The 14446-nt window shown below is 46.5% G+C and carries 11 protein-coding genes; 9 read left to right on the top strand and 2 right to left on the bottom strand.

Features of this window, described 5'->3' with window-relative positions; all coding sequences use genetic code 11:
- Window positions 1-84 precede the first annotated feature (84 nt).
- Entirely contained in the window at window positions 85-672 is a 588-nt protein-coding gene (gene mog, locus BMZ28_RS01155; RefSeq protein ID WP_047780074.1) for a molybdopterin adenylyltransferase, read from the top strand.
- Window positions 673-1031: 359 nt separating this feature from the next.
- Complete coding sequence (locus BMZ28_RS01150; protein WP_074820155.1) at window positions 1032-2354, top strand: MFS transporter; 1323 nt, start codon at window positions 1032-1034, stop codon at window positions 2352-2354.
- Between the two features lie 315 nt (window positions 2355-2669).
- Here BMZ28_RS01150 and satP read toward each other — a convergent pair whose 3' ends face one another.
- Window positions 2670-3242 carry an acetate uptake transporter gene (gene satP / locus BMZ28_RS01145; RefSeq protein ID WP_047780076.1) on the bottom strand — a complete coding sequence of 191 codons (573 nt, stop codon included), beginning with the start codon at window positions 3240-3242 and terminating at the stop codon, window positions 2670-2672.
- A 336-nt stretch (window positions 3243-3578) separates the two neighbouring features.
- Between satP and dnaK the strand changes: the two genes are divergently transcribed.
- From dnaK to nhaA, 3 genes are all read left to right on the top strand, one after another.
- On the top strand, window positions 3579-5489 hold the full coding sequence (gene dnaK, locus BMZ28_RS01140) for a molecular chaperone DnaK (protein WP_047780077.1): 1911 nt from the start codon (window positions 3579-3581) through the stop codon (window positions 5487-5489).
- 116 nt (window positions 5490-5605) lie between these two features.
- On the top strand, window positions 5606-6736 hold the full coding sequence (gene dnaJ, locus BMZ28_RS01135) for a molecular chaperone DnaJ (protein ID WP_047780078.1): 1131 nt from the start codon (window positions 5606-5608) through the stop codon (window positions 6734-6736).
- 355 nt (window positions 6737-7091) lie between these two features.
- Window positions 7092-8276, top strand: coding sequence for a Na+/H+ antiporter NhaA (nhaA, locus tag BMZ28_RS01130; RefSeq protein ID WP_074820154.1), 1185 nt, complete (start codon window positions 7092-7094; stop codon window positions 8274-8276).
- A gap of 161 nt (window positions 8277-8437) precedes the next feature.
- On the opposite strand, the gene rpsT is transcribed toward nhaA, so the two are convergent.
- Complete coding sequence (rpsT, locus tag BMZ28_RS01125) at window positions 8438-8701, bottom strand: 30S ribosomal protein S20 (protein WP_047780080.1); 264 nt, start codon at window positions 8699-8701, stop codon at window positions 8438-8440.
- A 386-nt stretch (window positions 8702-9087) separates the two neighbouring features.
- Between rpsT and ribF the strand changes: the two genes are divergently transcribed.
- From ribF to ispH, 4 genes are all read left to right on the top strand, one after another.
- Complete coding sequence (ribF, locus tag BMZ28_RS01120) at window positions 9088-10026, top strand: bifunctional riboflavin kinase/FAD synthetase (protein WP_047780081.1); 939 nt, start codon at window positions 9088-9090, stop codon at window positions 10024-10026.
- A 31-nt stretch (window positions 10027-10057) separates the two neighbouring features.
- Complete coding sequence (ileS, locus tag BMZ28_RS01115) at window positions 10058-12874, top strand: isoleucine--tRNA ligase (protein WP_074820153.1); 2817 nt, start codon at window positions 10058-10060, stop codon at window positions 12872-12874.
- Window positions 12874-13365 carry a signal peptidase II gene (gene lspA, locus BMZ28_RS01110; protein ID WP_074820600.1) on the top strand — a complete coding sequence of 164 codons (492 nt, stop codon included), beginning with the start codon at window positions 12874-12876 and terminating at the stop codon, window positions 13363-13365. The genes ileS and lspA overlap by 1 nt, the downstream gene beginning before the upstream one ends.
- 73 nt (window positions 13366-13438) lie before the next feature.
- On the top strand, window positions 13439-14383 hold the full coding sequence (gene ispH, locus BMZ28_RS01105) for a 4-hydroxy-3-methylbut-2-enyl diphosphate reductase (RefSeq protein WP_047780083.1): 945 nt from the start codon (window positions 13439-13441) through the stop codon (window positions 14381-14383).
- The last annotated feature ends 63 nt before the right edge of the window (window positions 14384-14446 follow it).

Raw genomic sequence — 14446 nt, 5'->3', positions numbered from 1 at the left:
GACCTGAACCTATGCTAAACGCAGTTTGGGAAGCTATCTGATTAAATATAAAAGTAAAAAACAGCGCTTAGGCGAGGACAAGATATGAATAAATTACGCATTGGTTTGGTATCGGTATCCGATCGTGCATCTAACGGCGTTTATCAGGACCAAGGTATTCCGGCGCTGGAATCATGGTTAAAAACCGCACTAAAAACTGAATTTGTCACCCAGGCTCGCCTGATTCCCGATGAGCAAGCGATGATAGAGGAAGCATTGTGTGAACTGGTGGACGAACGAGGATGTCATTTAGTATTGACCACCGGTGGTACTGGCCCGGCGCGGCGCGATGTGACACCCGATGCGACCTTAGCCATTGCCGACCGCATTATGCCCGGTTTCGGTGAGCAGATGCGCCAGATCAGCCTGTATTATGTGCCGACCGCCATTCTGTCTCGTCAGGTTGGTGTTATTCGCAAGCAGGCGCTGATTATTAATCTTCCGGGACAGCCTAAATCTATTAAAGAAACGCTGGAAGGGGTAAAGGATCAGGATGGAAAAACCGTTGTAGCCGGTATTTTCGCCAGCGTTCCTTACTGTATTCAACTGCTGGATGGCCCGTATGTTGAAACCCATTCGGACGTTGTCGCTGCGTTTCGTCCCAAGAGTGCCATTCGTCATATCGATATTTAGTTTACTACTGTCAGCAAGATATCGCGGTGAACCGCACAGGATGTGCGTAAGTTATTGACTAGTAACTGAATGGTTGATGGCGTTTATGGTTCACAGGCCACTCCGTTAGTTTAATCAAAATAATACATTGCTGAACCCGGTGTGATGCCGGGTGCATGGCATGTACTTTTTCATTCATGCAGGGTTCACCTCTCATTTTAAATTTAGCCGATGGCGTTATGGCTAAGTTAAATACCAACTTTTTACCAAATTAAGATCCCCATCTATTTGTGTATTGTCTGGATTACGATATAGTAAAAATTAGTTTACAAGGACTGATTTAATTTTTTATATCCACCTCTAGATATTGATGGAATTTTATGATTCAGCAAGAAAATCGCCAATTAAATAAACAAGACTATAAAACGTTAACGCTGGCGGCATTAGGCGGTGCGCTGGAGTTTTATGATTTCATTATTTTTGTGTTCTTTGCCGTGGTTATCGGTCAGTTGTTCTTCCCGCCGGGGATGCCTCAGTGGCTGGTATTGATGCAGACCTACGGTATTTTTGCCGCAGGTTATCTGGCTCGTCCGCTGGGGGGCATTATTATGGCTCACTTTGGTGACTTGGTGGGGCGTAAACGGATGTTCTCATTGAGCATATTACTTATGGCGGTACCGACATTAGCGATGGGAATGTTGCCGACCTATGAATCTATTGGGATTGCCGCTCCATTGTTACTGCTGTTGATGCGTATTTTTCAGGGCGCGGCAATTGGTGGTGAAGTTCCTGGCGCCTGGGTATTTGTGGCAGAACACGTACCTAAAAAGCGCATTGGTCTTGCCTGTGGCGTGTTAACCGCCGGTTTAACCATCGGTATTCTGTTGGGATCGTTGGTGGCTACCGTCATTAATTCGATGATGAGTTTGGAGGCCATTCATAATGGTGGCTGGAGAATACCTTTCTTTCTGGGCGGTATTTTTGGCCTATTCGCTATGTATTTACGCCGCTGGTTAAAGGAAACGCCAATCTTTATTGAAATGCAGGCGCGTAAAGCGCTGGCAAGTGAATTACCGTTAAAGTCAGTGGTATTTAATCATACTAAAGCAGTCAGCGTTTCTATGCTGCTGACTTGGTTGTTGTCCGCTGGTATCGTGGTGGTGATACTGATGACGCCAAATTACCTGCAAACTCAGTTTGGTATTGAGCGAGTGATTGCGCTGAAGGCTAACAGTATTGCGATTATTGCCCTCTGCGCCGGTTGCATTATCGCTGGGGTATCTGCTGACCGATTTGGTGCCAGCAAGACGTTGATTTTCGGTAGCATCTTGCTGGGAATAGCCAGTTGGACTTTTTATCATTCAGCCACTAACGTCGATTTGTTGTTTGTGACTTATGGTTTAGCTGGGTTGAGTGTTGGCGTGGTGGGGGCGGTGCCGTTTGTCATGGTTAGAGCTTTCCCTGCTGAAGTGCGATTTTCCGGGCTCTCTTTCTCTTATAACGTGTCTTACGCCATATTTGGCGGTTTAACGCCGATTTGTGTCACCTATATGATGAAATTTACTCCCATGGCTCCGGCGTATTATGTGTTAATACTGTCGATCATTGGCTTATGTTTGGGTCTGTATTTGCGTAATGATATTGATGCAACGGAAGATGTGGCTGAATTGGAGCCTGTCGATTTGCAGAAGCAGACGGTATAGATGGGGAATTAAGTGAATGCTCGGAGTAGGTATTAATAACAAAGATAGACTGCTCATAAACCTTTTTTAAATGAGGTGCAGTGGATATTCCGGTCGTCATTAATGTAGAGAAAATATAACCATCGAGTGCGACCGGACAGGTAGGTTTTCGACTATGACGTGTGTCGGGCCTACCTTTCCTATGGGCACTTCGGTAGCTAAAGCTACTACGACCCAAACGGAAAGGTTTCCCTCCGATTGAGTGCAGAAGATAAGAACTTTGTAGCAATTAAAAAAGCCTGCATTATGCAGGCTTTTTTATTTCGGGCGGGCGAATTACTTCGCTTTAGGCGCACCAATTGGCAGAACGGTTCGGCCAAATTGTTCGTTCAGTACTTCGGCCATGGCCAAGTAGATAGCGCTGGCGCCACAAACGATGCCTTCAAAACCGGCAACGTTCAGTAGTGCTTTATTGCCGGTGATATTACCAACCGACAGCATAAAGAACAGCACGGTCAGGCTGGCAAAGACAAACTGCAGTCCGCGGTTGGCACGTAGGGTTCCGAAGAACATAAACAGGGTGAAGATACCCCAGAGGGCTAAATAGATGCCCAGGAAGGTGCTATCCGTGGCTTCAACGTGGCCAATTGATGGAATTAACCAGATGCCAACGAGCGTCATCCAGAAGAAACCGTATGAAGTAAAGGCGGTGACGCCAAAAGTATTGCCTTTTTTGAACTCTAAGATACCTGCAATAACCTGAGCCAGGCCGCCGTAAAAAATACCCATAGCGACAATAGCGGTAGTGACCGGGAAGAAACCGGCGTTATGTATATTTAATAAGATAGTGGTCATTCCAAATCCCATTAATCCTAACGGACCTGGGTTGGCTAATTTATTCGCGTGCATAAATCCTCTGTACTCATGGGATGCTTGATTAATAAGTAAATTTTATCCGCCAATAACGATCTTCACGGACAATGACCACTTGTAAATAGTCTATTGGTATTACAAGTGACCGCGCATGATAATGAGGGTGAGGCACCGAGACAATGGTTTAGATCAGGATTAATGTAAAATTTTTTTTATTTCCCCCCTTGATGCCAGACTTGCCGCCCCCATCTTATGTACAACGGTAAAACAGGCCTATGGATGTATAACTTAAAACAGCAGTTGAAAAGTTATTTTACATCCCCATATAGGTGAGTATGTGAACGAATATAGTTTTTAAGGGGAGAACATCTGATGGGTAAAATTATTGGTATTGACTTGGGTACAACGAACTCATGTGTTGCTGTTATGGACGGCACGCAGGTTCGCGTAATTGAGAACGCGGAAGGGGATCGTACTACTCCGTCAATTATCGCCTATACCCAGGACGGCGAAATTCTGGTTGGTCAACCTGCAAAACGTCAGGCAGTGACTAACCCACAGAATACGCTTTTTGCAATTAAGCGTCTGATTGGTCGTCGTTTTGGCGACGAAGAAGTACAGCGCGACCGCGACATCATGCCTTTCAGCATTGTTGGTGCTGATAACGGTGATGCATGGGTTGAAGTTAAAGGTCAAAAAATTGCGCCACCACAAATTTCTGCTGAAGTTTTGAAAAAAATGAAGAAAACAGCGGAAGATTTCTTAGGTGAGCCAGTGACTGAAGCGGTTATTACCGTTCCAGCTTACTTTAACGACTCACAGCGTCAGGCAACGAAAGATGCTGGTCGTATCGCTGGTTTAGACGTTAAACGTATTATCAACGAACCAACCGCAGCCGCTCTGGCTTACGGTCTGGATAAAGAGATGGGTAACCGCACTATCGCCGTTTATGACTTAGGTGGTGGTACATTCGATATCTCAATTATTGAAATTGATGAAGTTGACGGTGAAAAAACCTTCGAAGTGTTAGCAACCAATGGTGATACACATTTGGGTGGTGAAGACTTCGATAACCGTTTAATCAACTATCTGGTTGATGAGTTCAAGAAAGAGCAAGGTTTTGATCTGCGCAATGACCCGCTGGCAATGCAACGCCTGAAAGAAGCGGCTGAAAAAGCGAAGATTGAGCTGTCCTCTGCTCAGCAGACCGACGTTAACCTGCCGTATATTACTGCAGATGCAACCGGTCCTAAGCATATGAACATCAAAGTGACGCGTGCAAAACTGGAGTCACTGGTAGAAGATTTAGTTAATCGTTCTTTAGAGCCGTTAAAAGTTGCGCTGAAAGATGCAGGTCTGTCAGTCACTGATATTGACGATGTTATCTTGGTTGGTGGTCAGATCCGTATGCCACTAGTGCAGAAGAAAGTATCAGACTTCTTCGGTAAAGAACCGCGTAAAGACGTTAACCCGGATGAAGCAGTAGCTATCGGTGCTGCGGTTCAGGGCGGCGTGTTGGCTGGTGATGTGACTGATGTATTGTTGTTAGACGTAACTCCACTGTCTCTGGGTATCGAGACCATGGGTGGCGTAATGACTTCATTAATTTCTAAGAACACCACTATCCCAACTAAACATAGCCAAGTGTTCTCAACGGCGGAAGATAACCAGTCTGCGGTAACAATTCATGTTCTGCAGGGTGAGCGTAAACGTGCGGCGGATAACAAGTCACTGGGTCAGTTCAATCTGGACGGTATCCAATCTGCACCACGCGGTATGCCGCAAATCGAAGTAACTTTCGATATCGATGCGGATGGTATTCTGCATGTGTCAGCGAAAGATAAGAACAGTGGTCGTGAGCAAAACATCACCATTAAGGCATCTTCTGGTCTGAATGAAGAAGAAATCCAAAAAATGGTGCGTGAAGCAGAAGCCAACGCCGATGCTGACCGTAAGTTTGAAGAGTTAGTACAAACTCGTAACCAAGGTGACCACCTGTTACACAGCACGCGTAAACAAGTGACCGAAGCAGGTGACCAATTACCAGCTGATGATAAAACGGCTATTGAGTCTGCATTAAGCGCGCTGGAAACTTCGCTGAAAGGTGAAGATAAAGCCGATATCGAAGCGAAGATTCAGGCACTGGTTGAAGTATCCGGTAAGCTGATGGAAATGGCACAACAGCAGCACGCTGAAAGTGCTTCCGCAGGCGCCGACGCTGGCCAGAGCAAAGACGACGATGTTGTTGATGCAGAGTTCGAAGAAGTTAAAGACAAAAAGTAATCGCCCTTGAGCGGGCACGGTAATGATACTGAAAATATGGTATTGTTAACGGAACTTGGCACGGGCGTTGAGGAAACTCTACGCCCGTGTACGCATATATAGGGTAAAGTCCACAGATGGCGAAGAAAGACTATTACGAAATTTTAGGCGTAAGCCGTGACGCGGATGAGCGTGAAATTAAAAAAGCGTATAAGCGTTTAGCGATGAAACATCACCCGGATAGAAATCAGGGTGATAAAGAGTCTGAAGAGAAATTCAAGGAAATCAAAGAAGCCTATGAAATTCTGACCGATGCGAATAAAAAAGCAGCCTATGACCAATATGGTCACGCAGCCTTTGAACAAGGCGGCATGGGTGGCGGCGGAGGTTTCGGCGGCGGCGGCGGTGATTTCAACGATATCTTTGGTGATGTGTTTGGTGACATTTTCGGCGGTCGACGTCAGCGCGCAAGCAGAGGGTCTGACCTGCAATATAATATGGCGCTAACGCTAGAAGAGGCTGTCCGAGGCGTAACCAAAGAGATCCGTATTCCGACACTGGCTGAGTGTGATGTATGTCATGGCAGCGGTGCCAAGGCAGGAACGTCCTCAACCACCTGTTCGACCTGTCATGGTGCTGGTCAAGTGCAGATGCGCCAAGGGTTCTTTGCGGTTCAACAAACCTGTCCTACCTGTCATGGACGCGGCAAAATCATTAAAGATCCATGCACCAAATGTCATGGTCAGGGTCGGGTAGAGAAGACCAAAACGCTATCGGTTAAAATTCCTGCCGGAGTTGATACGGGCGATCGTGTACGTTTATCCGGCGAAGGTGAAGCGGGTGAGAACGGCGCACCAGCGGGCGATTTATACGTTCAGGTTCAGGTTAAACAGCACCCAATTTTTGAACGCGATGGCAATAATCTTTACTGTGAAGTACCGATTAACTTTGCTATGGCGGCGTTAGGTGGCGAAATTGAAGTCCCAACCTTAGATGGTCGGGTTAACCTGAAAGTCCCTGCGGAGACCCAAACTGGCAAACTATTCCGTATGCGCGGTAAAGGTGTGAAGTCGGTGCGTGGTGGAAGCCAAGGCGATCTGCTATGCCGTGTAGTGGTTGAGACCCCAGTTAAGCTAAACGACAAGCAAAAACAGTTGCTGCGTGAGCTTGAGGAATCTCTCGGTGGAGATAAAGGCGCGAAGAATAGCCCGCGTTCTAAATCCTTTCTGGACGGCGTGAAGAAATTCTTTGATGACCTGAAAGGCTAACGACCAGACGCAATCGCAATATACTGAAAAATACCCAATCAATGATTGGGTATTTTTTTGTCTTGGCGATCGCAATAGATAACAAATGCTATTCTATAGTTGTAGGGCGTTTTTTATTTGGTTGGGTGTTTTTTGATGTTATTGAAATGACTAATTGATTATTAAGAAAAAATTTAAATTTCGTTCATGAATTCACGCTGTCTATTGGCGATTTACTGCTGAGTTTTACTTGGTTTTTAGTTTTTTACTTTACTTTAATAAATTAACTGAGATTTTATAGTATTATTGCGTGATTCTATATCAAACAATAACAGTCATGTACCTGATCTCAGGTATTGAAGGAGCCGTAATCACTATGACTCACTATCTACGCCAATTTCTTAAATTAGAAGCCTCGGGCGGTATTTTATTAATCATTGCCGCACTTATTGCCATGGGAATGGCTAACTCGCCTTTACAGACCGCCTATGAAGGATTTTTGCATCTTCCGGTGGTGATTCAATTTGCTTCTCTGGATTTAAGTAATTCGCTGGCCCATTGGATTAATGATGGCCTAATGGCGATTTTTTTCTTGGTGATTGGGCTTGAGGTTAAAAAAGAGCTAATAGAAGGCTCTCTGGCCGGAAAGGATAAGGCGTTATTTCCTGTAGTTGCCGCCGTCGGTGGGATGATTTTACCCGCTGCGGTTTACCTGATGTTTAATTTCAATGATCAGGTGACTCGTACCGGATGGGCGATTCCGGCCGCGACCGATATTGCTTTTGCCCTTGGTGTGATGGCATTGCTGGGTAGCAGAGTACCGACCAGCCTGAAAGCTTTCTTGATGGCGTTAGCTATTATTGATGATTTAGGCGCCATTATTATTATCGCTCTGTTTTACACCAAAGAGCTGTCTATGGTAGCGCTGGCAGGAGCCGCTCTGACCATTGTGGTTATGGCAGTGATGAACTGGCGTGGGGTGGGTAATAAACTGGCTTATATCATCGTTGGTGCCGTGCTATGGGTATTTATGCTCAAGTCTGGCATACATGCAACGCTGGCTGGAGTGATTACCGGGTTCTTTATTCCATTAAACGGAGCAGAAAAGAGTAAACCGCTGGATAGTTTGATCCATCAACTGCATCCCTGGGTGACCTACTTTATTTTACCGGTGTTTGCTTTTGCTAATGCAGGGGTTGCTCTGACCGGCGTTACGCTGAGCTCTCTGGGCGGTATATTGCCGCTGGGTATCATGCTGGGTCTGGTGGTGGGTAAACCTATTGGTATTTTCGGTTTTTGCTGGTTAGCGCTAAAAGCAGGTTTGGTTCGTATGCCTGAATCTATCAACCTGAAACATATTTTTTCTGTGTCGGTGTTGTGTGGTATTGGTTTTACCATGTCGATATTTATTTCGTCATTGGCGTTTGAAGGGTTGTCGGATGAATATATTACCTACTCGCGCTTAGGTATTTTGATCGGTTCAACAGTAGCGGCTATTTTGGGCTACTTCTTGTTAAAGCTATCGTTAGGCAATCGCCGAATCGTTGAAGAAGATGCGTAACAGCACGAAGTTTTAACGAAAAGTATCATCAATACGTCTGGTTAACGTGAAGGTTAGTCAGGCGTTTTTTATTGTGGCAGGGAATTGATATCTAAACAGGTTCTAAATCGCAGGCATAAAAAAAACCGGCATAGCCGGTTTTTTTTAGAAACGCTCAACGATTACTGCATAGCGTTGATTTGTGCAACCAGGTTTGACTTATGACGCGCAGCTTTATTCTTATGAATTAAGCCTTTTGCTGCCTGACGGTCAACAATAGGTTGCATGTCATTAAATGCTGCTTGCGCGGCTGGTTTGTCACCTGCTGCAATCGCCATTTGTACTTTCTTGATGAAGGTACGCATCATAGAGCGACGGCTTGCATTATGCTTACGGCGCTTTTCTGACTGGATGGCGCGTTTCTTAGCTGATTTGATATTAGCCAAGGTCCAACTCCCAAATAGTTTCTTGAGGACATTCTAAAGGCGAAGGAATATGCCCTTTCGACCTTCTTTTGTCAACGGATTTGTGCAAATTAGCGCCGCCATTTCCCATTTTTTTACAAAAAAGAAGCGACGACACCGCGGTTATCGATGGCGCAGAATTCTAACAGCTTTGCCTGACGGAATACAGTAATTAACGCGTTTTCTTTAATGCATCCGTTGAAGAGGGCTATGTTACCACTTATTGAGCGGCAATATTCATAACAAATTTGCCTGAGAATCAGAAAATAGTGGAAGATTTTCGCTTATCTTGTAATCGCTGGTTAACCTTAGCCGCCGCAGTTGCTATAATCGGCGACTTCCACTAGTACAGATCCCAGAGCTGAGTTATGGAGCTGATTCGCGGCATACACAATATCCGACCTCGTCATCACGGATGCGTTTTGACAATCGGTAACTTTGATGGAGTTCATCTTGGTCATCAGGCGCTGCTACGTCAGTTGAAACGGGAAGGAAAGCGATTGGGGCTTCCTACCATGGTGATGATTTTTGAACCTCAGCCTTTAGAGCTATTTGCACCAGAGCAGGCGCCGGCGCGGTTGACCCGGTTGCGTGATAAATGTAGATATCTGGCGCAGGCGGGTATTGATTATCTGCTGTGCGTTAATTTTGACGCTGATTTTGCGGCCAACAGCGCAGAAGATTTTATTTCTCAGTTGCTGGTTGATTTGTTGGGTGTTAAGTTTTTGATGGTCGGCGATGACTTTCGCTTTGGCGCTAAGCGGCAGGGGGATTTTTCACTGCTGCAAAAAGCCGGCGAAAAATATGGTTTTTCCGTTGCTGATAGCGAGAGTTTCTGTGAATCAGGTAAACGCATCAGCAGCACTATGATTCGCCGTGCTCTGCACGACGATGAACTCACATTGGTCGAGTCTTTATTGGGGCGTCCATACAGTATTTGTGGACGCGTCGTTCATGGCGATGCGTTGGGACGAACCATTGGTTTTCCAACGGCGAATATACCGATGAAACGTTTAGTGACTCCGGTTAAAGGGGTTTACGCCGTTGAAGTGTTGGGACTGAACGATAAACCATTGCCCGGCGTAGCCAATATTGGAACTCGCCCAACGGTTTCAGGGGTTCGCCAACAGCTTGAAGTGCATTTATTAGACGTTGATATGGACCTGTATGGTCGCCATATTGATGTAGTAATTAGAAAAAAAATACGTAGTGAGCAGCGTTTTACATCGCTGGACGCTTTAAAACAGCAGATTGAAAATGATGTCGTGTCCGCCCGCCAATATTTTGGACAAACGGTACGAACTTAATTTCTAGCCGAGATATGGAACAGAGAATCGAATGACTGACTATAAGAATACGTTGAACTTGCCGGAAACCGGGTTTCCGATGCGTGGCGATTTAGCCAAGCGCGAACCGGATATGTTGAAACATTGGTACGAATCCGATCTTTACGGTGCGATTCGTCAGGCTAAAACCGGGAAGAAAACCTTTATTCTTCACGATGGCCCTCCATATGCCAACGGCAGCCTTCACATTGGTCATGCGGTTAATAAAATTCTCAAAGACATTATCATTAAGTCAAAAACCTTGGCTGGCTACGATGCGCCTTATATTCCTGGTTGGGACTGTCATGGTTTACCGATTGAGCTGAAAGTTGAGCAGTTGGTGGGTAAACCTGGCGAAAAAATCAGTGCGGCGGAATTCCGCAAAGCTTGCCGTGATTATGCGGCAGAGCAAGTTGAAGGTCAGAAAAAAGATTTTATCCGTTTAGGGGTATTGGGTGACTGGGATCATCCTTATCTGACGATGGAGTTTAAAACTGAAGCCAATATCATTCGTTCTCTGGCAAAAATTATCGGTAACGGTCATTTGCATAAAGGCGCTAAGCCGGTTCACTGGTGTATTGACTGTCGTTCTTCTCTGGCTGAGGCCGAGGTGGAATATTACGATAAAACGTCACCATCGATTGATGTGCGCTTTGCGGCCGTTGATCCGGCTGCGGTAGCGGCCAAATTTGGCGTGAGTGATATCAAGGGGCCGGTTTATTCAGTTATCTGGACCACCACTCCGTGGACTTTACCAGCAAACCGCGCGATTTCTTTGCATCCTGAATTTGAATACCAATTAGTTCAGGTTGGCAATGAGTCGCTGATTCTGGCTGCCGATTTGGTTGATAGCGTGATGAAGCGTGCCGGCGTTGAAAGCTGGAGCGTATTGGGCAGTGCCAAAGGTAGCGATCTTGAACTGATGCGTTTTAAACATCCGTTCCTGAATTTTGATGTGCCGATTATTCTGGGTGAGCACGTGACTCTGGATGCCGGTACTGGTGCAGTACACACCGCGCCAGGTCATGGTCCTGATGACTATGTGATCGGTCAGAAGTATCAGTTAGAAGTGGCTAACCCGGTTGGCCCAGACGGCTGCTATCTGCCGGGAACCGGTGCCGGTCTTGATGGCTTAAACGTATTTAAAGCCAATGACGTGATTGTCGAGATTTTACGTGACCACGGTGCTTTATTGCATGTGGAAAAAATGCAGCATAGCTATCCGTGCTGCTGGCGTCACAAGTCACCGATTATTTTCCGTGCGACACCGCAGTGGTTTATCAGCATGGATCAAAATGGCCTGCGTAAAAAATCGCTGGAAGAAATTAAAGATGTTCGCTGGATCCCTGACTGGGGTCAGGCACGTATTGAGACCATGGTAGCGAATCGCCCTGACTGGTGTATTTCCCGTCAGCGTACCTGGGGTATGCCAATGTCTCTGTTTGTGCATAAAGATACCGATGAGCTGCATCCTCGCGCATTAGAGATTATGGAGCAGGTGGCGCAACGTGTTGAGCAACACGGTATTCAGGCATGGTGGGATTTGGATCCTAAAGATGTGTTGGGTGAAGAAGCTGCCGACTACGTTAAAGTGCCTGATACGCTGGATGTGTGGTTTGACTCGGGTTCAACTCATGCCTCAGTGGTTGATGTACGCCCTGAATTCCACGGTCACAGCGCGGATATGTATTTGGAAGGTTCCGATCAGCATCGCGGCTGGTTTATGTCATCGTTGATGATTTCAACGGCGATGAAAGGTAAAGCGCCTTATCGTCAAGTTCTGACCCACGGTTTCACCGTTGATGGTCAAGGACGTAAGATGTCTAAGTCGATCGGTAATACCATCAGCCCTCAGGATGTGATGAACAAACTGGGGGGTGACATCCTGCGTTTGTGGGTGGCTTCAACGGATTATACCGGTGAAATCGCGGTATCTGACGAAATTCTGAAGCGTTCCGCCGATGCTTATCGTCGTATTCGTAACACCGCTCGCTTCTTACTGGCTAACTTAAACGGTTTCGATCCGCTTAAGGATATGGTGAAGCCGGAAGAGATGGTGCTGCTGGATCGTTGGGCGGTAGGTCGTGCTTTAGCGGCGCAAAACGAAATTGCTGCCAGCTATGATAACTATGACTTCCATTTGGTCACCCAGCGTCTGATGCAGTTCTGCTCCGTTGAGATGGGTTCCTTCTATCTGGATATCATCAAAGACCGTCAATACACCGCTAAAGGCGATAGCCTGGCGCGTCGCAGCTGTCAGACAGCGCTTTATCATATTGCCGAGGCTTTGGTTCGTTGGATGGCACCGGTGATGTCGTTTACCGCCGATGAAATCTGGAACTATTTACCGGGAGAGCGTGATCAGTTCGTGTTTACCGGAGAATGGTATCAGGGGCTGTTTGGTCTGGCCGAAGGCGAAAGCATGAATGATGCCTATTGGGATGAACTGCTGAAAGTGCGCGGTGAAGTTAATAAGGTGTTGGAGCAGGCGCGTAATGACAAACTACTGGGCGGTGCATTAGAAGCGGCTGTTACGCTGTATGCCGATCAGGGACTTTCCGATAAGTTGAATGCGCTGCAAAACGAGTTGCGTTTCGTGTTGTTGACGTCTGGTGCCAAGGTTGAGCCAATTGCTCAGGCTAGTGCAGAAGCACAGCAGAGCGAAATGATTAAAGGCCTGAAAATTGGTCTGGCGAAGGCTCAGGGGACTAAGTGTCCACGCTGCTGGCATTATACTCAGGACGTTGGTCAGAACGCCGAACACCCTGAACTCTGTGGTCGTTGTGTGACTAACGTTGCCGGTCATGGCGAAGAGCGTAAGTTTGCATGATGAGTAAATCTATTGGTTCGACAGGACTCCGCTGGCTTTGGCTAGCGGTTGTTGTTCTGGTTATTGATTTGCTGAGTAAGTTTTGGGTCATTAAGAATTTCAGATTGGGTGAATCGGTAGATTTACTGCCTTTCTTTAATTTTTACTATGCGCGAAATTACGGTGCGGCATTTAGCTCTTTTATGGGACAGCGCTGGGCGTTGGCCGCGGTGGCAATTACCATTAGCATTGTGCTAATGGTAATGATGTATCGAACTGTGGCTAAGGACAGATGGAGTAATATTGCTTTTGCGTTAATTATTGGTGGCGCATTGGGTAACCTGTTCGATCGCCTTTATCATGGATTTGTCGTCGACTTTTTTGATTTTTTCATTGGTGACTGGCACTACCCAACCTTCAACGTTGCTGATTGCGCTATTTGTATCGGTGCGGTGATGGTGGTATTGGAAGGCTTTATCTTCTCGAAAAAGAAAGAGAAGCCTGAATCCTAATCGTCACGTAAACGCTTTATCAGTCTGTTCGGCATGAGCCCGAACAGACATGAGTACCATTTGGAGAGTAAACATGCAGATATTGTTGGCCAATCCACGCGGTTTTTGCGCCGGGGTAGACCGGGCCATCAGCATTGTTGAGCGAGCGCTGGAAATTTATGGTGCGCCAATTTATGTGCGTCATGAAGTGGTTCATAACCGCTATGTGGTGGATAGCCTACGTGAGCGTGGGGCAGTATTTATTGAGCAGCTAACGGAAGTGCCGGATGGCGCGATACTGATTTTCTCCGCTCACGGTGTTTCACAAGCGGTTCGAGCCGAGGCTAAAGCCCGCGATCTAACGGTATTTGATGCAACCTGCCCGCTAGTGACTAAAGTGCATATGGAAGTGGCTCGCGCCAGCCGTAAAGGCCGTGAGGCTATTCTGATCGGTCATGCCGGACATCCTGAAGTTGAAGGGACAATGGGGCAGTACAGTAATCAGGAAGGCGGTATGTATCTGGTCGAGTCACCGGAAGACGTCTGGGATCTACAGGTTAAGAATGAAAAAAACCTGTGCTTTATGACTCAGACAACCTTATCCGTTGATGATACCTCCGATGTTATTGATGCGCTGCGTAAGCGTTTCCCGGATATTATCGGCCCTCGCAAAGATGATATCTGCTATGCCACTACCAATCGTCAGGAAGCCGTACGTAATCTGGCTTTAGAAGCGGATTTAGTATTAGTGGTTGGTTCCAAAAACTCCTCCAACTCTAATCGGCTAGCTGAATTAGCGCAGCGAATCGGTAAGCCGGCTTATCTAATCGATACTGCTGAAGATATTCAGGAAGAGTGGGTTAAAGGTCTTAACTCTGTTGGTGTCACAGCCGGTGCTTCTGCTCCCGATGTGCTGGTTCAGGCGGTGATCGCTCGTTTAATTTCATTGGGTGGCTTGCCTGCGGTAGAAATGCATGGCCGTGAAGAGAGCATTGTGTTCGAAGTTCCCAAGGAATTACGCGTTAAGCAGATTGACTGATATTCAGCGACCTTATATCCAATTCTTTTTAATGGGCCGATTTATTCGGCCCATTATATTTTG

This window comes from Pragia fontium DSM 5563 = ATCC 49100 (assembly GCF_900112475.1).
GTDB lineage: Bacteria > Pseudomonadota > Gammaproteobacteria > Enterobacterales > Enterobacteriaceae > Pragia > Pragia fontium.
The sequence above is the reverse complement of the archived record's forward strand: the minus strand, read 5'-3'. Positions and strand labels throughout refer to the sequence as shown.